Here is a 21,794-nt window from a genome sequence, read left to right on the forward strand (position 1 = left end):
ATGAAAATAAATATTTCTTTTCACGATGAAAAATATTTCTTTTCATGAAAATAATTCACCGAAGTGAGTCTTTTTTGCCTGCTTACTGTCCTCCTAAGCGTTCAAAGAAAGTGATAATTTCCTCCCAAGTCTTGAACTCTTCGCTACCGAAAAGTAGGCTTGTGCCGAGGAAGTCATCGTGTTCGGTACTATTGATGAAGTAGTCGCCATAGAGAAGTTGAGGCTGGTTGGTGAAGATCGTATGGTTCCATGCAGGTGCGCTGAAGACATCTTCTATCCATGCCTGCTGTTCAGTGATGGCTGACGGATTGTTGGTTGGTGCAGGACACACGAAGAATACGTTGTAGTTATCAAGTAAGAACTCGTAAGCTTTGTTCAAACTTGATTTCGGTTTGCCGTATCCATCAGCGAGGGTGTTCTGGTCAATGAGTACCGTACGACGCTCGCGCCCTTCCTGTCGGTCGTCAATCCATCGGATAACAGGCATGAGGTAATGGAAAACAGCTTTCTCGATGAGTCGGTGTTCACCATGAAAACGGATCGCCTGAGGGTAATGTTCGTTGAAAAGGTCGAAGGTGTGGACAACAGGGTCTGCATCACCAAAGAGTCCGAAGACGCGTTGCTGCTCTTCCTCTGTCACTTGTGAGAAACACTTTTCAGTTATCTCTTTGTATTCCTTTACCAATGCTTTGGTTACGATAACCTCTTGTACTCCATCTTGTCGTGGATTTTGGAACACCTGTTTGCCCATCATATTCGTCTCGCTGATGGTTGTTCCCATTTGAAAAGCGGGATTCACGCAGATACGGTCGACACCATAAAGCATCTCGGTGTACATACCTCCCATTGAAGTACCGATAATAAGGTCGGGCTTTTCGGTATTAACAAGGTTGCGTAATAGTTCCATTGCCTCCTCAGGATGTATGGGGAGGTCGGGCGCAATGACTGTAGCTTTGGGCATATAGTCCCTCAGTATCTGTACCGTATGACTTGAACCAGCTGACATAAAGCCGTGAACGTAGATAATCTTCTTTCCTACCATGAGGTCGGGAAAGGTCTTTTTATATTGATTTTCCATTGATTCTGTCTGGGAGTTAAAGGAGTTGAAGGAGTGAAATGGAGGGAGATGAATCTGGAGTTAAAGGAGTGAAATGGAGTTAAGACAAATGCGTTGTGGGTGTCTTTATATTGATTTTCCATATTAAAAACAACTCCAAGTCTTCCCATGTGGCATTCAACTATACCCCCCTCTTTTTCCCTCTTTGCCTCCCCTCCCTTCGGAGGGGTCGGGGGAGGCTTTTATATCAGTGGCAAACTGATACCATTTATCTTCTGATAGATGTCGAGTGCATAGATATCTGTCATTCCACTGATGAAGTCGAGTACTGCCATGATACGTGTTTCAAGACAAGGACTTTGGATGTCATACTGGCTTGAGAAACGTCTGATAAGTTGCTGACTGTGGAAGTGTTCAGGCTCAACAGCAGCACCAATGAGTGCTTCCATCAGTGTTTCCATAATCTTATAGCCTGATAACTCAACGTCGAGGACTGCCTTACTGCGATAAATCCTATCCACTGAAACCTCTGTACAGCGTTTGTAAGCCTGTCGGGGAAGCTCAGAAATATGCTTGATGAGCGACCCTTCGAAGGTTCCATTGAGTATCTCCTCTTCGTGTTCTACAAAGACATTGACACATTCAGCCTCCAATAGTCCTACAGCACAGGCACGGAAGTAAACAACTTGTTCGTTTTGGTCGGTCACACCCTCGTCTTCTATGCGCTTTCGAATACTCTTTCTGGTTTCTTTATCGAAGAAGCCAAGGAGCAAATCGGCTGTCTCCTCAAACGAAAGAAGTTTGAGTTTATGAGAGTCTTCGATATCCATAATCTCGTAACAGATATCGTCTGCAGCCTCCATAAGATAGGTCAACGGATGACGAACATAACAGATACCAGCCTCAGAGCTATCCTTTTGAATGATACCTAATTCATCAGCAATCTTCTTATAGGTTTCTTCTTCCGTTGCAAAGAAGCCAAACTTGCCGTGTTTGCTGGCATAAGTGGAACTGAAAGGATACTTTACGATGCTCGCAAGGGTGGTATAAGTCATCACGAATCCACCTTCTCTTCGGCCTAAGAAACGATGGGTCAGCAAGCGGAAAGCATTGGCATTGCCCTCAAAGTGGGTAATATCTTCCCAGAAGTGTGGGCTAACTTTCTCCTTCAAGCTAATCCCTGGACCTTCTGTGAAGAATGCCTGCATAGCCTTTTCGCCACTATGACCGAACGGAGGGTTACCCATGTCGTGTGCATAACAAGCTGTTTGTACGATGGTTCCAATCTCTTCAAAGAGCGTACCACGCAACTCTGGGTGTATTTCGATGAGTCTTCTTGCAACGTCGTCACCCAAAGATTTTCCCAAGGAAGCCACCTCTAACGAGTGGGTTAGGCGGTTGTGCACAAAGACACTGCCTGGTAGAGGGAATACTTGGGTCTTGTTCTGCAGTCGTCGGAACGGTGCAGAGTAAATCAATCGGTCGCTGTCACGCTTGAATTCAGAGCGATCATCGTGTCGAAGGGCGTGACGCTCTTCCTGTCCGAGACGCTTGTTGGATATGAGTTGTTGCCAGTTCATTGCGGAAGTTGTTGGGTGATGGGTGTTGAATATTGGGTGTTGATGATTTCTGTTTATTACTTGCTACGGGCTTAAAAGCCATACACAAAAGTGTTGTTGTTGAGTGTTGGATGTTGAATATTGGGTGTTGATGAATTCTGTTTATGATTTATTGGGGGCTTGAAAGCTACACACAAAAGTAATTAAAATTGGCTAAAAACAAGTTTTTTACTTCATAAAATGTATGAATGTGGCTTTAAATGCTTAATTTTGTACCTTATTATATGGCAATGATACAGATAAAAGTAATTAATAAAGGGCATCAGCAGCTTCCTGCTTATGCAACTTCACAGAGTGCGGGGATGGACCTCCGCGCTAATATCGATGCACCTATCGTACTGCAACCCATGGAGAGAAGACTTATTCCAACAGGTCTTCATATCGCACTTCCAGTGGGGTTTGAAGCACAGGTGCGCCCTCGTAGTGGTCTTGCTTTGAAGCATGGACTTACTGTTCTCAACTCTCCTGGTACGATTGATGCCGACTATCGTGGTGAAATCATGGTACTACTCATTAACTTCTCAGATGAACCTTTTACCATCAATGATGGTGAACGCATTGCTCAGATGGTCATTGCACGTCACGAACAAGCAGAGTTTGTTGAGGTAGAAGAACTCGATGAGACCGAACGTGGTGAAGGCGGATATGGCCATACGGGCGTGAAGTAAAGACAAAGAAAGAAACGATAAATGTTCAATAACGTTATATTGAAAGTCACAAAGATGCGCCGTACCCTCCTTGCTCTTGCTTTGTTGGGCGGCTCTTTGGCGATGCATGCTGATCGAGAGGATAGCCTTCAAAGTTATAACTACTTCTTCCTTGAGGCGATACGGCAACAAGAAATGGGCAACCTTACGGCTGCTTTCGACCTTCTGTGCCATGCACGCGACCTCAATCCACAAGCTCCAGAGGTTTATTATCAGTTAGCTGCTTTTTATGTGGATATGAAGAAGGATGCGGTGGCACGTGAATACTTCGAGAAGGCTGCAAGTCTTGACCCCGAAAACTCAGCTTATCAAGAGAAATTAGGAAAGCTTTATGTGTCACAGAAAGACTATCCTAATGCCATCAATGCCTTTGAGCGGCTTTATGAGTCCAATAAGACACGCTCAGATGTACTACAAATTCTATATCAGCTCTATGGTTCTCAGAATGAATACAAGATGATGATTAAATGCTTGGAACGTCTGGAAACACTGGAAGGAACTAATGAGCAGATTTCACTTAGTAAGATGCAAATCTACGAACAGATGGGGGAAAAGCGCAAAGAGTACGACGAGTTGAAGGCACTCGTTGACAGTCATCCGCTCGACCTCAACTATCGTGTGATGTTCGGAAACTGGCTTTTGCAGAATGGAAAGAAGAAGGAAGCACTTCAAAAGTATCGTGATGTACTGAAAGAAGACCCTGATAACTCGCTTGCCAAGCTTTCCATGATGGATTATTATAATAATATTGGAGACAAGGCAACCGTAAAAACAATCCTACAGGAACTGTTGCAATCGCCAAAAACAGAAAAGGAAGCGAAGTTAGAGTTACTCCGTCAGGTCATTACAAGCAGTCAGAAAGATAATACTCCAGATAGTACTGAGGTGATGAGGCTCTTCTCTGTAGCCTTAGCTGTTCCTCAAGAAGATGCCGATATCTATATGCTTAAAGCCGCATATATGACACTTCGCAAGCAACCAAAGGCTGCTGTCAATCGCGTTTATGAGCAAGCTCTTGAGGTAGAACCCGATAATTCGCGTGCAAGAATAGCATTGATACAGAATATTTGGGACACACAAGACTACGATAAGGTCATCGCTATTTGCCGACCAGCCATAGAATACAACCCAGATGAGATGGCATTCTATTACTTCCAAGGTATGGCTCAGTTCCAAAAGCACGACGGTGACGCGGCACTGGAGACCTTCCGCAAGGGAGTTGGGCAGATAAAGCCAGACAGTGATCCAGGTATTGTGTCAGACTTCTACGGTATCATGGGTGATATCCTGCATGAGAAAGGACTCAATAAAGAAGCTTTTCAAGCCTATGACAGCTGTTTGCAGTGGAAAGCAGACAATGTGGCTGCGTTGAATAACTATGCCTATTACCTCAGTGAGGCGAATGAAAACCTCACAAAGGCAGAGCAGATGAGCTATAAGACCATTAAGGCTGAGCCAAATAATAGTACTTATCTTGACACCTACGCATGGATTCTTTTCCAGCAAAAGCGCTACGAAGAGGCAAAGATATATATCGAACAAGCGATTCGTAATGACTCTACACTGAGCAACGTCGTCAAGGAACACGCTGGTGATATCTATGCACAGACAGGCGATATAGAGAAAGCTATTGAGTTCTGGAGGAAAGCGCTCGAAGGAAATAAGGAGAATGCGACATTGAGAAAGAAGATAGAACTAAAGAAATACATAGCAGAATGAAAAAAACAAAGATATTACTTGTAAGCATGACTGCCCTGCTGTTGGCATCATGTGGTACAAAGAAAGCTGTGATTCAACAGAAACCAGTGCAGGATAACAAGGTTGCACAGCAGATAGCACCTGCTACAAAGGATAGCAAGATGCAGAGTGTTGTTGTCATGCAGCGTGTTGCAGACAATGCACTTTACCAAAAGAACCTTGTTTCAAATCTTACTTTTACGCTCAATGATGGGCATAAGGACATTACCGTACCAGGTATTCTGCGTATGCGTAAAGATGAGGTTATCCGTCTACAGTTGCTTATTCCGATTCTTCGTAGTGAGGTGGGACGCATCGAGTTTGCAAAGGATTATGTCCTCTTCATCGATCGCATCCATAAGCAGTATGTAAAGGCAAGCTATGATGAGGTAGGATTCTTGCGTGATAATGGAATCAACTTCTATTCACTCCAGTCGCTTTTCTGGAATCAAGTGTTCATCCCTCGTCAGCAAAAGGTGAGTGAAGCAGACCTCTCACAGTTTGCTGTTGATGAAAGCAAAGCACAGTCAGAAGGCTCAACCCTGATAAGTCTTAAAGACGGAAAGATGGATTATAAGTGGTCTGTTAATCCTAAGAGCAATCAGATTGTCCTAACAACTGTTACTTATAATAGCAATACGCATGGTGCTTCAAAGCTCTCATGGAGTTATGATGACTTTAAAGCGTTTGGCTCTAAACTCTTCCCTGCAAGTCAGCTATTGACAATCAATACACCAAAGTTTGGACAGAAGCCAGCAAAGACACTTAAGGCAAGCTTCGATCTTGAGAGCTTCAGCGATGCCAGCGATTGGGAAGTCTTTACCACACCATCTGATAAGTATACAAAAGTAAGCGTAGAGGATATCCTCGGCAAACTAATGAACTTTTAAATGAAACGTCTTTCTTTATTATTCATATTGTCAATAATGTGTATGCTGAGTGTTTCTGCGCAGCATTCACGTAAGCATAGAAAACAGCAAAAAACAGCTGTGCGTCAAGCCGTTGAGCCCCAAACTACCGTAAAAGGTAAGGGTAAGAAAGCTGTAAATGCGATTAATAACAACCACGCTGTAGCACCTGCTACTCCTGTAAAAGGGCAGAAGCCAATAGTTGAGAAATTGCAAACGCAACCCCAACCGAAGGGCAAACAGCAGCAGGGTAAGTTACAACAGCAGCAACAACTCAAGGGACAACAACCTCAAGCGAAGGGACAACAGACTCAACTCAAGGGTCAAGCTGCTCAAGTGAAGGGTCAACAAGTTGTCCGTGGTAAGGGTGCTGTAGGCAACGCTCATGTTGGTAAGAAAGGAGCAAAGGGTCCTGCATACGTGACGACAGAGGAAATCAAAGGCTTGCAACAGCAAAACCTGAAGTTGCAAAAAGAGATTTCAGAGCACGAAGAGGAAATGAAAGTAAAGCAGAAGGACGTTGATGACCGTTTGCAGAAGATTGTACGCCTTGATACTGAAATCGGTCAGCACCAAAGAACGATTGATACAATCGCCACAGATATCAAGGGATTAGATTCAAATATCGGTATTCTGAAAGGTCAGTTGGCTTCTCTTGAGTCACAGTTGGGCGAGCGTCGTGCTCGTTTCATCCGTTCTATGCGTTACATGGCACGTCATCGTAGTATTCAAGACAAGCTGATGTTCGTTTTCTCTGCAAAGAACTTGACGCAGATGTATCGTCGTCTTCGTTTCGTACGTGAGTATGCTGCCTACCAGCGTGCGCAGGGTGAACAGCTCAAGGCCAAGCAGATGCAGGTAGATGAGAAGCATACACAGCTGAAACAGGTGCGTGTCAATAAGAGTAATCTTCTCTATAAAGACCGTCAGGTACATGCTCAGATGGAGCGTAAGCGTGTTGAACAGCAGACGGTTGTAAACTCTCTGCAGAACGACCAGAAGGTGTTGCAGGGTGTTATCGCACAGCGTCGTCAGCAGCAACAGGCTCTGAATGCGCAGATTGACCGACTTATTCAGATTGAAATACAGAAGGCGCGCGAACGTGCTATTGCAGAAGCAAAGGCGCAGGCTGCCGCTCGTGCCGCTGCTGCTAAGAAGCGTGCAGAAGAATTGGCACGTAAGAAAGCTGCTGCAGAGGCTGCTGCCCGAGAGAATGCGCGTCGTATTGCAGAGGCAAAAGAACGTGAGGAAAAAGCAAAGGCTGCCGCTCGTGCTGCTGCTGAGGCTGCCGAGAAGGCTCGTCAGGAAGCTGCTGCTCGTGCTGCTGCAGCTAAGGCTGCTGCAGAAAAGGCACGTCAAGAGGCTTTGCAGAAGGAACGTGCTGCTGCTCGTGAGCGTGCTATTCGTAAGGCAGAAGAGCAGGAAGCTGCTGCTAAGGCTGCACAGGAAAAGGCTGAGGCTCGTGCCGCTGCTGAGAAGGCTCGTGCCGACCAGATGGCGCGTGAGGCTGAGGCAAATCGTGTGGCTGCCGAACGCAAGGCTGATGCTGACCGTGAGCGTGCTGCTCGTGAGGCTGAAGCTGCAAGAGCATCTGCTGCTGAAAGCAATGATATGCTCAGTTCTGCCGACCGTGCGATAACGGGTAACTTTGCCAATAACCGTGGTAGATTGCCAATGCCATTGTCGGGTCAGATCGTTAGCCACTTTGGTCAGTACAATGTGGCTGGTATGTCAAATATTCGCTTGAACAATGATGGTATCAATATCAAGGGTGCTCCTGGCAGTGCTGTTCGCAGTGTCTTTATGGGCGAGGTGAGCGGTGTCTTCATGGCAGGCGGTATGAGTGTCGTGATGATTCGTCATGGTATTTACATCACTGTTTATGCTAATTTGGGTTCTGTCGGTGTCAGCAAAGGACAGAAGGTTGGTACGGGACAGACCATCGGAACCGTTGGTAGGACTGGTATTCTTCAGTTCCAGTTGCGTAAGGAGACAGCAAAACTGAATCCAGAGCAGTGGTTGCGCTAATAAGCATCTTATCTTATATATTAATAATGTGGGCTTATTGAGTTGAAAGTGACGATAATTCGCTTCGTGTTTTAGCGTCTTTCTAAGTTCAATAAGTACGTTATAACTAAATTATCTTCATGAGAAGGAATATTTCTTTTCATGAAGATAATTCTTTTTTATCATGAAGAAGAATGTTTTTTATCATGAAGAAAAACCTTCTTCGGCAGCTGTCAGGTAAATCTTTTCCTTCTATTAGTTAGCTATTTGCCTCTTATTCCCCTTGTTATAATGGGTTTAATGCCCCTTTCTTCTCATCTTTAGCTGATGTGTTGATGCTTCGCACATATCGTGCTAATGCTTCGCACATATTGTGCTGATGGTAAACACCAATGGTGCGGAGTGCTAAACACATTGAAATATGTTATGTAAATGGACTCAACTAATTGATGAAAATTGCATAGAAGATATTATTGTGGATTCTTATCGTAGACTTTTAGCTTTCTAATAGGTACTCATGTGGAATTCGTTTTGTTCTATAAAAGAAAATAATTGTCCTGTTCTTCTCTGTTTGGTAGATGAAAAGCAAAAGGGTAAAATTGCAATTTAATATCTAATTTATTTTTTGCTTTGCGGATAAATGTTTATATTTGCAGAAAATAAAGTACAATCAGCTATTTGAATAAAAGACTTTCAGGCTTTTTTATATGTGCTGATTGGTCGAAGATAAATTAGGAAACAATGCAGACAATCGGACATCTCTCTGTTCTTATTCACGAACAAGCAAAAAAATACGGAGCAAAATCAGCAATCACTTTCCGTAACTTTGGCAGTCTGGACTGGAAGACAGTGTCATGGAACCAGTTCTCAATGCGCGTAAAGGAAGTGTCAAATGCGCTCTTGAACCTCGGAATGAAGCCACAAGAGACTATTGCTGTGTTCTCACAAAACTGTATTCATCATCTCTATACAGATTATGGTGCATACGGAGTACGCGTGATTAGCATTCCGTTCTATGCAACAAGTTCTGAACAACAGATACAGTATATGATTCAAGATGCCAATGTAAAGTTTCTTTTCGTTGGCGAACAGGAGCAATATGACAAGGCGCGTCGTATTCAATCCCTTTGTCCTACATTGGAACGTATTATTGTCTTCGACTCAAGTGTACGCCTCAGTCAGCATGACCCAAACTCTATCTATTTCGCAGACTTCTTAAAGTTAGGTGAAGGTTTTCCACGTGAAGCAGAGGTAGAAGAGCGTTTGGCACAGGCGAGCTATGATGATATTTGTAATATTCTTTACACAAGTGGTACTACAGGTGAGAGCAAGGGAGTTATCTTGACTTATAAGATGTATCAGGCTGCTATGGATGCCAATAGAAAGAGTGTGCCTGTAAATGAAAAAGACCGTGTTATCAACTTCCTGCCGTTCAGTCATGTCTTCGAGCGTGGTTGGGCTTGTTTGTCTCTCGCTGCGGGTGCAGAATTGATTGTAAACACTTATCCAAAGGAGATTCAGCAGAGTATGCGTGAGACGCATCCAACAAGTATGGCTTCCGTACCTCGTTTCTGGGAGAAGGTTTATGTTGCTGTAAAGGAGCGCATGGATAAGTCAAGCATCGTTCAGCGTAAGCTTTTCTATCATGCTTTGAATGTTGGAAGAAAACGCAATATACAGTATCTTGCACGTGGGAAGCGTGTTCCTTTGACGTTGGAGATGGAGTATAAGTTTGTTAATAAGACTGTTTTGAGTCTTGTTCGCAAACAGTTAGGCTTGGAAAATCCACATCTCTTCCCAACAGCTGGAGCCTATGTTTCTCCAGAGGTAGAGGAGTTTGTACATAGCATCGGTATTAACATGATTGTTGGTTATGGCTTGACTGAGAGCTTGGCAACCGTTACCTGTGACCATGTAGGACAGCCTTATACCGTTGGTTCTGTGGGAAGACCGCTTGAGGGTATTGATATAAAGATTAGCGATGAGGGTGAAGTAATGCTGAAAGGTCCAACGATTATGCCAGGTTACTTCCGTCGTGATACTGCTAATGCAGAGGCATTTGATAAGGATGGTTACTTCCATACTGGTGATGCCGGTTATATGAAGGATGGTGAATTATTCTTAAAAGAGCGTATCAAGGACCTCTTCAAGACTTCTAATGGTAAGTATATTGCACCACAGATGGTGGAGGCGATGCTGTTAGTAGATAAGTTTATTGAGCAGGTTTCAGTGATTGCTGACCAGCGTAAGTTTGTTTCTGCTCTGATTGTTCCAGAATATTCTGTATTGGAAGAGTGGGCAAGAGAGAATCACATAGAGTTCAAAGATCGTGAGGAGTTATGCCAAGATAAGCGTGTAAACGAGATGATGCATGAGCGTATCGAAACCTTACAGCAGCGTTTGGCATCATACGAGAAGATTAAACGTTTCACCCTTCTCGCTCACCATTTCTCAATGGAAAACGGAGAGTTAACGAATACGTTGAAGCTAAAGCGTTCGGTTGTAAACCGCCGCTATCATGATGTGATAGAAAAGATGTACGAGGAGTAGGGAAGTAAATGAGTTGATGGGTAGACGTGTCGACGAGTTGACAGGTTAGTTGTTAAGATGAATTAGACTGGTTTTTATGATCTTCACTGGACTCGCCAGTCTTATTACTTCTGTCAGTTTTACTCGTTCTATCAACGTTCATAATCCCACTCCAACGATAAAAGAATAAAGATGATAACAGCAGATCAGCTAAAAGATATTCAAGAACGCACTGAAGCGTTGCACCGTTATCTTGATATTGACAAGAAACGAATAGAGTTTGAGGAGGAACAACTCCGTACACAAGCCCCAGACTTTTGGGATGACCCAGCTCGTGCGCAGGAGCAGATGAAGAAGGTTAAGGATATCGAGAAATGGGTTAAAGACTATGATAAGGCACGTGCGTTGGCTGATGAAGTACAGTTGGCGTTCGATTTCTATAAAGATGAACTTGTCACTGAGGAGGAAGTTGATGCCGCATACGCTAAGGTTCTTAAGGTAATCGAAGGATTAGAGCTTAAGAATATGCTACGTCAGGAGGAGGATCCGATGGAGTGTGTGATGAAAATTAACTCTGGAGCGGGCGGTACTGAGAGTCAAGACTGGGCTTCTATGCTGATGCGTATGTATATGCGTTGGGGTGAAGCACAGGGATATAGAGTTACTATCTCTGATATACAGGAAGGCGATGAGGCTGGTATTAAGAGTGTGACAATGAAGTTTGAGGGTGGAGAATATGCTTATGGCTATTTGAAGAGTGAGAATGGTGTGCACCGTTTAGTACGTGTTAGTCCGTTCAATGCCCAAGGTAAGCGTATGACAAGCTTTGCCAGCGTCTTCGTTACGCCATTGGTTGATGATACGATAGAGGTATATGTTGACCCTGCTCGCGTTAGTTGGGATACCTTCCGTTCGAGTGGTGCGGGTGGACAGAACGTCAACAAGGTGGAATCGGGTGTACGTTTGCGCTATCAATATGAAGACCCTGACACTGGAGAACAGGAGGAAATCCTCATTGAAAATACGGAAACTCGCGACCAGCCAAAGAACCGTGCTAAGGCTATGCAGCTCTTGAAGTCGCAGTTGTATGACCGTGCAATGAAGAAACGCATGGAAGAACAGGCTAAGATTGAGGCTGGTAAGAAGAAGATTGAGTGGGGAAGTCAGATTCGAAGTTACGTCTTTGATGACCGTCGTGTGAAGGATCACCGCACTAATTATCAGACTTCTGATGTGGATGGTGTGATGGATGGTAAGATTGATGACTTCATTAAGGCTTATCTGATGGAGTTTCCAACGGAGGAATAAATAGTCGTTTTCGTCCTCTCTGAGGGGAGGAAAGAGCCTAATGGGGAATGATTTGGATAAGGGTTATCAAAGGAAAAACCTGCAATTATCCCACTGTAATCCAATATTTCTCCTCCTTTTGCGGAACTTGGGGAGGTTTCTTCCCTTATTAATAATGATATACAACCTTTTAAAATAATATAACTATGAGTGAAAGAAGTAAAGTAAATCGCAAGGAAAGAGAGCTTAAACAAGAAAAGCAGGCTAATCGTGTCGTTGCTTGGTTGGCTGTGATTTTAGTCGCTTTGGGCGTTCTTACAATCATTATAGCATCAAATAGCTAATAGTAAACAAGACATAGATGATGCGCGACTGTTATCTATTAGATCGTAACAGTCGCTTACTATATTTACAATAAGAGTCTCATGAGTGGATTAGAGATTGAAAGAAAGTTCTTAGTTCATAAGAATATGGACTGGAAAAAGCATGCAAGTAGTTGTAGTCACATACAACAAGGATATTTTGCAGCTGTCAATACCGTTCGTGTTCGTATCAGGGATGATAAGGGATATCTGACAATCAAAGGTCCATCACGTACAGGTGGGCTATCACGTTATGAGTTTGAGAAAGAGATTACACTGGAGGAAGCACAGCAATTAATGCTTTTATGCGAGCCAGGTATGATTGATAAGCATCGCTATCTTGTCCCTTTTAGAGGTCATACCTTTGAGATAGATGAGTTTCATGGTGATAATGATGGACTCGTCTTGGCTGAAGTGGAGTTAGGAAGTGAGGATGAATCGTATGATAAGCCAGACTTTATTGGCTTAGAAGTGACGGGTAATCGCCACTTCTATAATTCCCAGATACGTCGCAACCCATTTAAGCTTTGGCGCGATATCGTACCAGAAGAATACCGATAAGCATGGCTATTGTCGAGCCAATAGCATCTGCGAAGAAGTCGAGCCATTCACCACTTCGATTCCCATTCGTACAGTAGGATTGAAGAACTTCAATGAGTCCTCCCATGATAATAGGCATCAACCAGACCCATACAACGATGAATTTGGGGCTGGCGTGCTTTGTATTGCGTAAGTATTCGAGGCTTATACTTAGGCCTAAAACTAAGTAAATAAGGCTATGTGTCCACTTGTCTATAAACCGAACAGAACTCAGTGGCGTTTCTGGAATAGTCATAAAACACAATATCCAAGTTCCGATTACAATAATACAACTAAATGGGTATTTAGTTAAGATGTGTTTTGTTATGCTCATATTTTACTTCTAATTTGACACAAAAGTAGATATTTTTTCGTAAATTTGCGCATATATTCAAATCAAATTTATATGAGTGAGCAAAAAAGAGCGAAGTTTGGAAGCAAGTTAGGTATGATTCTTGCCACTGCAGGCGGTGCTGTTGGTTTGGGTAATGTATGGCGTTTCCCTTATATGACAGGTCAGAATGGTGGTGCTGCTTTCATTCTTATTTATATTGGTTGTATCTTGTTATTGGGCTTGCCTTGTATGATCAGCGAGTTCATTATCGGTCGTCATGCAGCCTCAAATACGGCACGAGCCTATACAAAGTTATCTAATGGGAGTGCTTGGAAGTGGGTAGGTTACTTAGGAGTGCTCACTGGTTTCCTCATTACGGGCTATTACGCTGTCGTTTCGGGTTGGTGTTTGCAATATGGGGCAGCCTCTGTCCTGAATCATCTGCATGGTACACCAGATTATTTCAAGTCTTATTTTACAGACTTCTCTACCAATCCTTGGAAGCCTGTTTTATGGACCGTAGCTATTCTGTTTCTCACCCACTACATTATTATTCATGGTGTTAGGAATGGTATTGAGCGTGCATCAAAGATTATGATGCCAGCCCTCTTTGTGCTTTTGGTGGCTATTGTCGTTGCATCTTGCCTTCTTCCAGGCGCAAGTAAGGGCGTAGAATTCCTATTGAAGCCCGACTTCAGTAAGGTAACAGGCGATGTATTCTTGGGCGCTTTAGGGCAATCATTCTATTCGATGAGTATTGCGATGGGATGTATCTGTACATACGCCTCTTATTATAGTCGTCATACAAAGTTGTTGAACTCAGCTGTACAGATTGGTGTCATTGACACCTGCGTTGCTATTCTTGCTGGTTTGATGATTTTCCCAGCTGCATTCTCAGTGGGAGTAAGTCCTGATAGCGGACCATCTCTCATCTTCATCACCCTTCCAAATGTCTTTGAGCAGGCCTTTGCGAGTATGCCTATAGTTGGTTATATCATTTCGATGGCATTCTATCTGCTGCTTTCTATGGCAGCGTTGACCTCTTTGATATCCCTACACGAAGTGAGTACAGCCTTCTTCCAAGAGGAGTTGCATATTAGTCGTCCACGTGCTGCAATGATTGTTACGGCTGCTTGTTCGCTTATCGGTGCTGTCTGTTCGTTATCATTGGGCGAATGGAGTTTCCTCAAAGTGGCAGGTGTCGACCTTTTTGATGTCTTCGACTTTGTGACAGGACAAATCTTCCTCCCCGTAGGTGGACTCCTTACTTGTCTGTTCATAGGCTGGTATGTACCGAAAAAGTTGGTTAAGGACGAGTTTACTAACTGGGGAACCACACGTGGTATCTTCTTTGGTACTTACTATTTCCTTATCCGTTTCGTCTGTCCGCTGGCTATTCTTGCCATCTTCCTACATCAGTTAGGAGTATTCTAATCCGTGGGACAAGTGCTTCTCTCCATCTTTTCGTTCCTAAGCTTCTATAAAAGGATGCTTTGCTAAAACTTAAACTCTACGTACTATGAACCTAAAATCGATTTTTTATCTCCATCGTTCCGACCGAAAAGTAATTCTTATACTGTTGCTGTTTATTGCTGGCTGTATTGGTTTGATAATCTTTGTCGGTAATCAAACAACGGAAACATTTGATGTAAAAAACGACAGTATAGTCAGCCGTAAAGGTACATCTTATGCTCATAAAGAATCTTTGCCCGAAGTTGTAACGCCAGAAGGAAGACACTTGTTCTCTTTCGATCCGAACACAGCTACGGCGGAAGAGTTGCAACAATTAGGTTTAGCTCCTTTCCAAGTGCGCAATATCCTCAAGTATCGTTCTAAAGGCGGAGTCTATCATTCACCGATGGACTTTGCCCGACTCTATGGCCTTACACGCAAACAGTATCGGGAGTTAGAGCCTTATATAACGATAGGCGACGATTACGAACCAGCCTCCACACTTGCTTCCGTACAAGCTTATATTGCTCAAAAGGAAGTTGATAAGCAGGCTGCCCATGCGGCTTACGAAGCTTATAAGGCGCAAAATACCTATAAACCTTATAAGGGTAATGATCGCGATACCCTCCGTTACCCATTAAAACTGAAGGTGGGCGAGCATGTTAACCTCGCAACAGCTGATACAACCCAGCTAAAGAAGGTGCCCGGTATTGGCTCTGGCTGGGCGCGAGCTATTCTTAACTACGGCAAACGATTAGGCGGATATGTTGCCGTGGGACAGTTGCAAGAGATAGAGGGTTTTCCAGAGGAAGCTCTGCCTTACTTCTCAATCGCTAATCCACAGACGGAGAAGATAAATCTTAATACTGCAACCCTCACACAGCTTCGTAAGCATCCTTATATGAATTTCTATCAAGCAAGGGCCATCTGTGACTATCGAAGGCTGAAAGGGAAACTTTCTAATCTCTCACAACTCCATCTTTTAAAGGATTTCACGCCCGAAGTAATCGAGCGTTTACGTCCGTATGTTGAGTTTTAATTTATTATCAAAGCTCTTTTATCGTTAATAACAGAAGTTTAATAATCGTCCCTTTTAGCTGCTTAAGAAAAGGGAGGCGATGAATATAAAGGAAGGCTATCAATGCAAAGATAGTCTTCCTACAGATTTATATTTGACATACAATCATTTTCCTTATACTTCTTCTTTACACGAAAGCGTATTTTGTTATATCTTTGTCCTAGTCCCGTTATTCTATCACCATGGTGATACACCTTTATCACCGTGGTGATAGACTATTATCTCCATGGTGATAGATAGCTATCTCCATGGTGATAGAATGACGGGAATAGGACTACAGTATGACGGGAATAGGTTTAAAGTGTAGCGGGACTAGGATTAAAATGTAACGGGAATAGGACTAAATCATAACGGAACTAGGACTGAAATGTAACGGAATAGGAAAAAAGACAGCTAGTGGCATGATTTCTGACAATAAAAAAAGGCATTCAAGGTTTTGCATTGTCTTTCATTTAGCTTACCTTTGCACAAAGAATAAAGTAAACGCAATGGATATACAGGAGATTTACAAGATTTACCAAGCGCACCCTGTTGTGACCACAGATAGCCGTAACTGTCCTGAAGGAAGTATTTTCGTGGCATTGAAGGGAGCATCATTCGATGGTAATAAGTTTGCAGAAGCTGCTTTAGAAAAGGGCTGTAGCTATGCGATCATTGACGAAAAAGAATATGCAAAGGCAGGCGACGAGCGTTATATCCTCGTTGATGATGCCCTTGTTACATATAAGGAACTGGCACGTGAGCATCGTCGTCAGTTCTCAATCCCTGTGATTGGTATTACAGGAACAAACGGAAAGACGACAAGCAAAGAACTTATCTCTGCCGTTTTGGCTGAGAAGTTTAATGTACATCATACCGAGGCGAATTATAATAACGACGTGGGTGTGCCTCGTACGTTGTTAGGTATTCGTCCAGAACATGAGATTGCGGTTATTGAGATGGGTGCTTCTCACCCTGGTGACATTGAGAAGTTGGTTACATATGTAGAGCCAACTTGCGGTTTGATTACTAATGTTGGTCGTGCACATCTTCAGGGTTTTGGTAGTTTTGAGGGCGTAAAGAAGACCAAGGGTGAACTTTATGATTTCCTAAAAGCTCATGGTTGTTTACTGTTCCTCAACGAGAGCAATCCCGATTTGACGGAAATGGCAGAGCAGCGAGCGTTTGATCGTATCATAACTTACGGACAAGATGAAACCGCTGATGTGCAAGGTTATGTTGTTAGCTGTGCTCCATGTTTGAAGTTTGAGTGGCAGTCATCAAGCCTTAACACCCATCACCCATCACCCACCATCTACGAAGTGCAAACCCATCTCATTGGCTCTTACAACTTAGATAATATGCTGGCAGCCATTGCTATTGGTCTTCACTTTGGTGTTACGCCACAGCAAATCAACTATGCTCTGGAGAATTATGTGCCTCATAACAATCGTTCTCAGCTCACTGAGACAGCGCATAACAAGCTTATTGTGGATGCTTACAATGCCAATCCATCCAGTATGGCTGCTGCGATAGAGAACTTCCAACTGATGGAAGTAGAGAATAAGATGGCTATCCTCGGTGATATGCGTGAGCTTGGAGATGCGTCTGCAGAAGAACATCAGAAGGTTGTGGAATTGCTTAAGGCTACAGACATTCGTAATGTGTGGCTTGTTGGAGAGGAGTTTGGAAAGACACAAACCGATTTCCGCAAGTTTCGCGACATTGATGAGGTGAAAAAGGAGATAGCTCTTCATCGTCCAGAAGATCATTATATCTTGATAAAAGGTAGTAATGGCATCAAGCTTTTTGAGCTTCCAGCCTTGCTCTAACAAGAAAGAAAAACGGCGAGAAAGTTTGTGTTAGTTCCGAGAAAATAATTAACTTTGCACTTACTTTTAAGCTATCGGGATGTAGCGCAGTTGGTAGCGCACTACGTTCGGGACGTAGGGGTCGCCAGTTCGACTCTGGTCATCCCGACAGAAAAAGGGAAGAAGCCGTTTGGTTTCTTCCCTTTTTGGTTTTATTGGGCTAATTAGCCTTATTAGCTTAATTAGGCCTATAAGCCTTATTAATTATCATTCCCTTAGTTTTTCTCTGCAATCTTCAAGGATAGCCATCAGGTCGTTCATCTTTGTTGTGCGTAACATAGCGATGCGTGTCTTCTTAAAATCGGGGATTCCTTTGAAGATTGGTGATGCAGCTAAGTGTCGGCGGGTATGTAGAATACCACGATGCTCGTCGATACGTTCCACGTTAATGCGTAGCATTTCTTCAAGAATGTCAATCTTGTCATCGATAGTTAGCTGCTTCTCACCTTGATTAAAGAGCCACGGACAGCCGAAGGTTGCACGACCAATCATCACCGCATCAACACCATAACGGTCGAACTTCTCGTGCGCTTCTTCAATACTTGTAACATCACCATTGCCAATGATGGGGATATGAATACGTGGATTGTTCTTCACCTCACCAATCAATGTCCAGTCAGCTTCGCCTGTATACATCTGTGCGCGAGTACGTCCATGAATGGTTAATGCCTGTATACCACAGTCTTGTAGCTGTTCTGCAAGGTCGGTAATAATCAAGTTATCGTTGTCCCAACCTAATCGAGTCTTCACTGTGACAGGTGTGTTGACAGCCTTTACGACCTCTCTTGTGATGTCAAGTAGCAGTGGGATGTTCTTCAACATACCAGAGCCAGCACCCTTGTTTGCCACCTTCTTCACTGGACAACCAAAGTTAATGTCAATCACATCGGGCTTTACCTGTTCTACAATCTTAGCTGCTTCAACCATTGAAGCTACATCCCTGCCATATATCTGTATTCCTACAGGACGCTCACTATCGTCAATGACTAATTTTGAAAGTGTCGACTTGATACTACGGATGACGGCATCAGCCGACACAAACTCCGTATATACCATGGCTGCACCGAAGCGTTTACACATCTTGCGGAAGCCAATATCTGTCACATCTTCCATTGGAGCCAAGAATAGTGGGCGTTCCCCCAAATCTATTGTTCCTATTTTCATAGGTGCAAAGGTAACGAAAAGGCTTTGAATAGTAAAGGAGTAAGAAGGCAAAAAAGTAAAAGGAGGGAAAGTTTTAATGTCCTTCCGTTAAATGTGTAGACGCTTTTCGTATTGCTTTAACGTAAGAGCCGAGGTTGCTCATTAAACAAAAATATGGCTAAGACAGTCAGCATTCTATCCTATTATCATCCTCTGATATTGAAAATCATTTCTTTTTGGACTTCGAAAATAGGTAGACAGTGATTTGAAAAATTATTACATAATTCCAAAGAAAATGTCTATAAATAACGGCAAAACCACATACAAAAAGCAGGTTTGCAATTAACAGAGAATCAGATAGTTATCAAGTGGTAAAATAAAAGGTGCTTAATTGGACTTTAAAAGGGCGTTAGTAAGGGTCTTAAAGGGCACCTTTTGCAAGCCAATTGGGCGTCTTTTAGAAGCCAAAAGAGCATGTGTTGGTTTTGAGTCGCACGAAAATAATTTACAAACTTCAACTGATAAGGGAATGCGTTGATAGTAGAAGACAGATAGACATTGCAGCTAATTACGTTTATTATGTAGTTTATCCCCCTTTGTAAAACCATCTAATTAGAGGCAATCATATCCATGTATGCGGATGAATCTCATTCTATTAACAATCTACGCATTTAACGGAAGAACCTTTATTAAAACGATTATCTAAATTTAATTTACAGGCATCTTTGCAACCGAGTTGCAAAACATAATCTTTATCTTTGCAGCAGAATATTAATGCAGTAACAGGTTTTAGATTATGAAAAAGAAACTTATAAGAATCATTCTTACGGCTGTACTCCTCGCTGGAGCATGGTTAGTAGAGCATTTCGCAGCACTTCCAATGTGGCAGGTGCTGCTTGTTTATTTGGTCCCTTATCTGGTTGTCAGTTATGATGTATTAGGTGAAGCGGTTGAGGGAATCATGGAAGGCGATCCTTTTGACGAGAATTTCCTTATGAGTATTGCGACTATCGGAGCATTGCTCATCGGTTTCCTTCCTGGTGCCGAACCACAGTTTATCGAAGGAGTCTTCGTGATGTTGTTCTTCCAATTAGGCGAACTCTTTGAGCACTATGCGGAAGATAAGGCGTGCGACTCCATCTCTGAGCTGATGGACATCCGTCCCGATGTAGCCAACGTGGAGCGAAACGGAGTGGTAGCGAGCGTAAGTCCAGAGGAAGTGATGATTGGTGAGACTGTGATTGTTAAGCCGGGAGAGAAGATACCATTAGATGGAAGGGTGCTTGAGGGCAGTTCCAGCTTGAATACCGTAGCCCTTACGGGTGAGAGTATGCCACGTGATGTAAGTGCAGGCATGGAAGTTATCTCTGGTTGTGTTAATCTTTCGGGTGTGTTGAAAGTTCAAGTTGAAAAGGCATATAGCGAGTCTACCGCTGCAAAGATTATCCAACTCGTTGAAGAGGCAGGTGATAACAAGTCACGCAGTGAGTCGTTCATTCGTCGTTTTGCACGTGTCTATACGCCTATCGTGGTGATTGCTGCCCTTGCTTTGGCTGTTATTCCTCCGTTCTTCTATGATAGTTACGCACCAGCCTTTGGTGTTTGGCTCTATCGTGCATTGACCTTCTTGGTTGTAAGTTGCCCATGTGCTTTGGTTATTTCTATTCCTCTTACCTTCTTTGCGGGCATCGGTGGGGCTTCTCATAAGGGAATCCTCATTAAGGGTGGTAACTATATGGATGCTTTGGCAAAGCTCTCTACGGTAGTATTCGATAAGACTGGAACATTGACACGTGGTACTTTTGATGTTGAGGCTATCCACCCAGAGAAACTCTCTGAGCATGAGTTGCTCCATTTAGCAGCCCATGTTGAACGTTATTCTACCCATCCAATCGCCCTTGCTCTCCGTATGGCATATGCGAATGAAAAGGATAACTGCACTGTTGAAGATATACAAGAAACAGCGGGACAGGGCATTACGGCTACTGTTAATAATCAGAAAGTAAGTGTTGGTAACAACCGCTTAATGGCAACATTAGGTATTACAATCCCTACCTGTAAGCGTTGTACGAGCCATGCGGGTACGATTGTTCACGTTGCGATTGATGGTGAATATGCAGGTCATATCGTTATTTCTGACCAGTTGAAGGCTGATGCTGTGAAGGCTATAGAGTCTCTGAAGCAGTTGGGGGTTAGTAAGACAGTGATGCTGAGCGGCGACAAGAGGGAAGTTGTTGAGCAAGTTGCCGAGCAGACAAAGGTGACGGAATACTATGCCGAACTGCTCCCTACTGACAAAGTAAAGCATGTTGAGCGGCTCATTGCAGAGAAAAATGCAGGTGAAACAATCGCCTTTGTTGGTGATGGAATCAATGATGCACCAGTGTTGGCACGTGCTGATGTGGGCATTGCTATGGGTGCTTTGGGAAGTGATGCAGCTATCGAGGCAGCCGATGTTGTACTGATGGACGATAAACCTTCGAAGATAGCACTTGCCATAGAACTCTCATGTCGTACTATTTTCATAGCAAAGGAGAACGCATGGTTCGCTATCGGTATTAAGGTCGCTGTCCTTCTTCTTGCCACCTTTGGAATGGCAAGCATGGGATTAGCTGTCTTTGCTGATGTCGGTGTGATGGTTCTTGCCGTTCTTAATGCGATGAGAGCAAGATAGAAAGGCGTTCTTCTCAATTTATTTTCATGAAAATAAATATTTTTCTTCATGAACGTAAATATTTATTTTCGTGAAAATAATTTCTTTTTTACATGAAAGTAATTTGGTATCTGTCGTAAAGTAGCTACGCAGATGCCATTTTTAATAGTGTGAAAAGCATGTTTTGATAAAGTAATAGAGTGTTCTCTTTCGGCTTATCTGACATTCCGAGTGATACTACTATTGGTCTTTGTGATGCAAGCCTATGATTCCCTTTGAGCTATTGAGTTATTAATAAGGTTTCTTTTGCTTAGTGATTCGGTGTGACATCGCTGTCCGCACTATTGGTGTTCAGCGTCCGCACCATTGGTGCTCATCATCCGCACCATTGGTGCTGAGCCTTCGCACGTTGATAAAACATGAACTCTTTCATTCTTAAACAATGTTACTACCATATGTTTTTACGATAAAAATAATTACGAAAAAAGCCAA

17 protein-coding genes and 1 tRNA gene are annotated in these 21,794 nt (G+C 43.2%); 13 read left to right on the forward strand and 5 right to left on the reverse strand.

Going from position 1 to position 21,794, the window contains the following annotated elements; all coding sequences use genetic code 11:
• Positions 1 to 82: 82 nt before the first annotated feature.
• Both J4861_RS12745 and dgt read right to left on the reverse strand, forming a co-directional pair.
• Entirely contained in the window at positions 83 to 1,078 is a 996-nt protein-coding gene (locus tag J4861_RS12745; RefSeq protein ID WP_211817126.1) for a YqiA/YcfP family alpha/beta fold hydrolase, read from the reverse strand.
• 221 nt (positions 1,079 to 1,299) lie between these two features.
• The gene (dgt, locus tag J4861_RS12750) at positions 1,300 to 2,637 is read right to left on the reverse strand and encodes a dGTP triphosphohydrolase (protein ID WP_211817127.1); all 1,338 of its coding nucleotides are present in this window, start codon (positions 2,635 to 2,637) and stop codon (positions 1,300 to 1,302) included.
• Between the two features lie 269 nt (positions 2,638 to 2,906).
• Here dgt and dut point away from each other — a divergent pair, with 269 nt between their 5' ends.
• Genes dut through J4861_RS12770 form a run of 4 tightly spaced genes read left to right on the forward strand, consistent with a single transcriptional unit; the run spans position 2,907 to position 8,056 of the window.
• Positions 2,907 to 3,344 carry a dUTP diphosphatase gene (gene dut / locus J4861_RS12755; protein WP_036863029.1) on the forward strand — a complete coding sequence of 146 codons (438 nt, stop codon included), beginning with the start codon at positions 2,907 to 2,909 and terminating at the stop codon, positions 3,342 to 3,344.
• Positions 3,345 to 3,365: 21 nt separating this feature from the next.
• Positions 3,366 to 5,102, forward strand: a complete 1,737-nt coding sequence (locus tag J4861_RS12760) for a tetratricopeptide repeat protein (RefSeq protein ID WP_211817128.1) — start codon at positions 3,366 to 3,368, stop codon at positions 5,100 to 5,102.
• Positions 5,099 to 6,010, forward strand: a complete 912-nt coding sequence (lolB1, locus tag J4861_RS12765; RefSeq protein ID WP_211817129.1) for a lipoprotein insertase outer membrane protein LolB1 — start codon at positions 5,099 to 5,101, stop codon at positions 6,008 to 6,010. Before J4861_RS12760 ends, lolB1 begins: the two co-directional genes overlap by 4 nt.
• Positions 6,011 to 8,056 carry a murein hydrolase activator EnvC family protein gene (locus J4861_RS12770; RefSeq protein ID WP_211817130.1) on the forward strand — a complete coding sequence of 682 codons (2,046 nt, stop codon included), beginning with the start codon at positions 6,011 to 6,013 and terminating at the stop codon, positions 8,054 to 8,056.
• 265 nt (positions 8,057 to 8,321) lie between these two features.
• On the opposite strand, the gene J4861_RS13500 is transcribed toward J4861_RS12770, so the two are convergent.
• Positions 8,322 to 8,450 carry a hypothetical protein gene (locus J4861_RS13500; RefSeq protein ID WP_282958351.1) on the reverse strand — a complete coding sequence of 43 codons (129 nt, stop codon included), beginning with the start codon at positions 8,448 to 8,450 and terminating at the stop codon, positions 8,322 to 8,324.
• 326 nt (positions 8,451 to 8,776) lie between these two features.
• Here J4861_RS13500 and J4861_RS12775 point away from each other — a divergent pair, with 326 nt between their 5' ends.
• The 4 genes from J4861_RS12775 to J4861_RS12790 all read left to right on the forward strand — a co-directional run bounded on the left by J4861_RS12775 (position 8,777) and on the right by J4861_RS12790 (position 12,774).
• Positions 8,777 to 10,585 carry an AMP-dependent synthetase/ligase gene (locus tag J4861_RS12775; protein WP_211817131.1) on the forward strand — a complete coding sequence of 603 codons (1,809 nt, stop codon included), beginning with the start codon at positions 8,777 to 8,779 and terminating at the stop codon, positions 10,583 to 10,585.
• A gap of 171 nt (positions 10,586 to 10,756) precedes the next feature.
• The gene (gene prfB, locus J4861_RS12780) at positions 10,757 to 11,872 is read left to right on the forward strand and encodes a peptide chain release factor 2 (RefSeq protein ID WP_211793820.1); all 1,116 of its coding nucleotides are present in this window, start codon (positions 10,757 to 10,759) and stop codon (positions 11,870 to 11,872) included.
• 185 nt (positions 11,873 to 12,057) lie between these two features.
• Positions 12,058 to 12,195 (forward strand): hypothetical protein, encoded by a 138-nt coding sequence (locus tag J4861_RS12785; RefSeq protein WP_172891390.1) that lies wholly within the window; start codon positions 12,058 to 12,060, stop codon positions 12,193 to 12,195.
• Between the two features lie 81 nt (positions 12,196 to 12,276).
• On the forward strand, positions 12,277 to 12,774 hold the full coding sequence (locus J4861_RS12790; RefSeq protein WP_211817132.1) for a CYTH domain-containing protein: 498 nt from the start codon (positions 12,277 to 12,279) through the stop codon (positions 12,772 to 12,774).
• Here the strand turns inward: J4861_RS12790 and J4861_RS12795 are convergent.
• On the reverse strand, positions 12,734 to 13,126 hold the full coding sequence (locus tag J4861_RS12795) for a VanZ family protein (protein ID WP_211817133.1): 393 nt from the start codon (positions 13,124 to 13,126) through the stop codon (positions 12,734 to 12,736). The two genes, J4861_RS12790 and J4861_RS12795, sit on opposite strands and share 41 nt — an antisense overlap.
• A gap of 72 nt (positions 13,127 to 13,198) precedes the next feature.
• Between J4861_RS12795 and J4861_RS12800 the strand changes: the two genes are divergently transcribed.
• The 4 genes from J4861_RS12800 to J4861_RS12815 all read left to right on the forward strand — a co-directional run bounded on the left by J4861_RS12800 (position 13,199) and on the right by J4861_RS12815 (position 17,615).
• Positions 13,199 to 14,560 carry a sodium-dependent transporter gene (locus J4861_RS12800; RefSeq protein ID WP_211817134.1) on the forward strand — a complete coding sequence of 454 codons (1,362 nt, stop codon included), beginning with the start codon at positions 13,199 to 13,201 and terminating at the stop codon, positions 14,558 to 14,560.
• A gap of 85 nt (positions 14,561 to 14,645) precedes the next feature.
• On the forward strand, positions 14,646 to 15,617 hold the full coding sequence (locus J4861_RS12805) for a ComEA family DNA-binding protein (protein WP_211817135.1): 972 nt from the start codon (positions 14,646 to 14,648) through the stop codon (positions 15,615 to 15,617).
• A 527-nt stretch (positions 15,618 to 16,144) separates the two neighbouring features.
• Entirely contained in the window at positions 16,145 to 17,467 is a 1,323-nt protein-coding gene (locus J4861_RS12810) for a UDP-N-acetylmuramoyl-tripeptide--D-alanyl-D-alanine ligase (protein ID WP_044045916.1), read from the forward strand.
• 75 nt (positions 17,468 to 17,542) lie between these two features.
• Positions 17,543 to 17,615 (forward strand) — tRNA-Pro (locus tag J4861_RS12815).
• Positions 17,616 to 17,713: 98 nt separating this feature from the next.
• Here the strand turns inward: J4861_RS12815 and dusB are convergent.
• Positions 17,714 to 18,670, reverse strand: coding sequence for a tRNA dihydrouridine synthase DusB (gene dusB, locus J4861_RS12820; protein ID WP_211817136.1), 957 nt, complete (start codon positions 18,668 to 18,670; stop codon positions 17,714 to 17,716).
• 775 nt (positions 18,671 to 19,445) lie between these two features.
• On the opposite strand from dusB, the gene J4861_RS12825 reads away from it, so the two are divergent.
• On the forward strand, positions 19,446 to 21,323 hold the full coding sequence (locus J4861_RS12825; protein WP_211817137.1) for a heavy metal translocating P-type ATPase: 1,878 nt from the start codon (positions 19,446 to 19,448) through the stop codon (positions 21,321 to 21,323).
• Positions 21,324 to 21,794: the final 471 nt, after the last annotated feature.

It is taken from the genome of Prevotella melaninogenica (assembly GCF_018127925.1).
Classification (GTDB): Bacteria; Bacteroidota; Bacteroidia; order Bacteroidales; family Bacteroidaceae; genus Prevotella; species Prevotella melaninogenica_C.

Coding starts and splice junctions, on each gene's coding strand:
- dut (WP_036863029.1), top strand. CDS start 2,907: ATGATACAGATAAAAGTAATTAATAAAGGGCATCAGCAGCTTCCTGCT.
- J4861_RS12810 (WP_044045916.1), top strand. CDS start 16,145: ATGGATATACAGGAGATTTACAAGATTTACCAAGCGCACCCTGTTGTG.
- J4861_RS12800 (WP_211817134.1), top strand. CDS start 13,199: ATGAGTGAGCAAAAAAGAGCGAAGTTTGGAAGCAAGTTAGGTATGATT.
- prfB (WP_211793820.1), top strand. CDS start 10,757: ATGATAACAGCAGATCAGCTAAAAGATATTCAAGAACGCACTGAAGCG.
- J4861_RS12790 (WP_211817132.1), top strand. CDS start 12,277: ATGAGTGGATTAGAGATTGAAAGAAAGTTCTTAGTTCATAAGAATATG.
- dgt (WP_211817127.1), bottom strand. CDS start 2,637: ATGAACTGGCAACAACTCATATCCAACAAGCGTCTCGGACAGGAAGAG.
- J4861_RS12760 (WP_211817128.1), top strand. CDS start 3,366: ATGTTCAATAACGTTATATTGAAAGTCACAAAGATGCGCCGTACCCTC.
- J4861_RS12795 (WP_211817133.1), bottom strand. CDS start 13,126: ATGAGCATAACAAAACACATCTTAACTAAATACCCATTTAGTTGTATT.
- J4861_RS13500 (WP_282958351.1), bottom strand. CDS start 8,450: ATGTGTTTAGCACTCCGCACCATTGGTGTTTACCATCAGCACAATATG.
- lolB1 (WP_211817129.1), top strand. CDS start 5,099: ATGAAAAAAACAAAGATATTACTTGTAAGCATGACTGCCCTGCTGTTG.
- dusB (WP_211817136.1), bottom strand. CDS start 18,670: ATGAAAATAGGAACAATAGATTTGGGGGAACGCCCACTATTCTTGGCT.
- J4861_RS12770 (WP_211817130.1), top strand. CDS start 6,011: ATGAAACGTCTTTCTTTATTATTCATATTGTCAATAATGTGTATGCTG.
- J4861_RS12805 (WP_211817135.1), top strand. CDS start 14,646: ATGAACCTAAAATCGATTTTTTATCTCCATCGTTCCGACCGAAAAGTA.
- J4861_RS12785 (WP_172891390.1), top strand. CDS start 12,058: ATGAGTGAAAGAAGTAAAGTAAATCGCAAGGAAAGAGAGCTTAAACAA.
- J4861_RS12745 (WP_211817126.1), bottom strand. CDS start 1,078: ATGGAAAATCAATATAAAAAGACCTTTCCCGACCTCATGGTAGGAAAG.
- J4861_RS12775 (WP_211817131.1), top strand. CDS start 8,777: ATGCAGACAATCGGACATCTCTCTGTTCTTATTCACGAACAAGCAAAA.
- J4861_RS12825 (WP_211817137.1), top strand. CDS start 19,446: ATGAAAAAGAAACTTATAAGAATCATTCTTACGGCTGTACTCCTCGCT.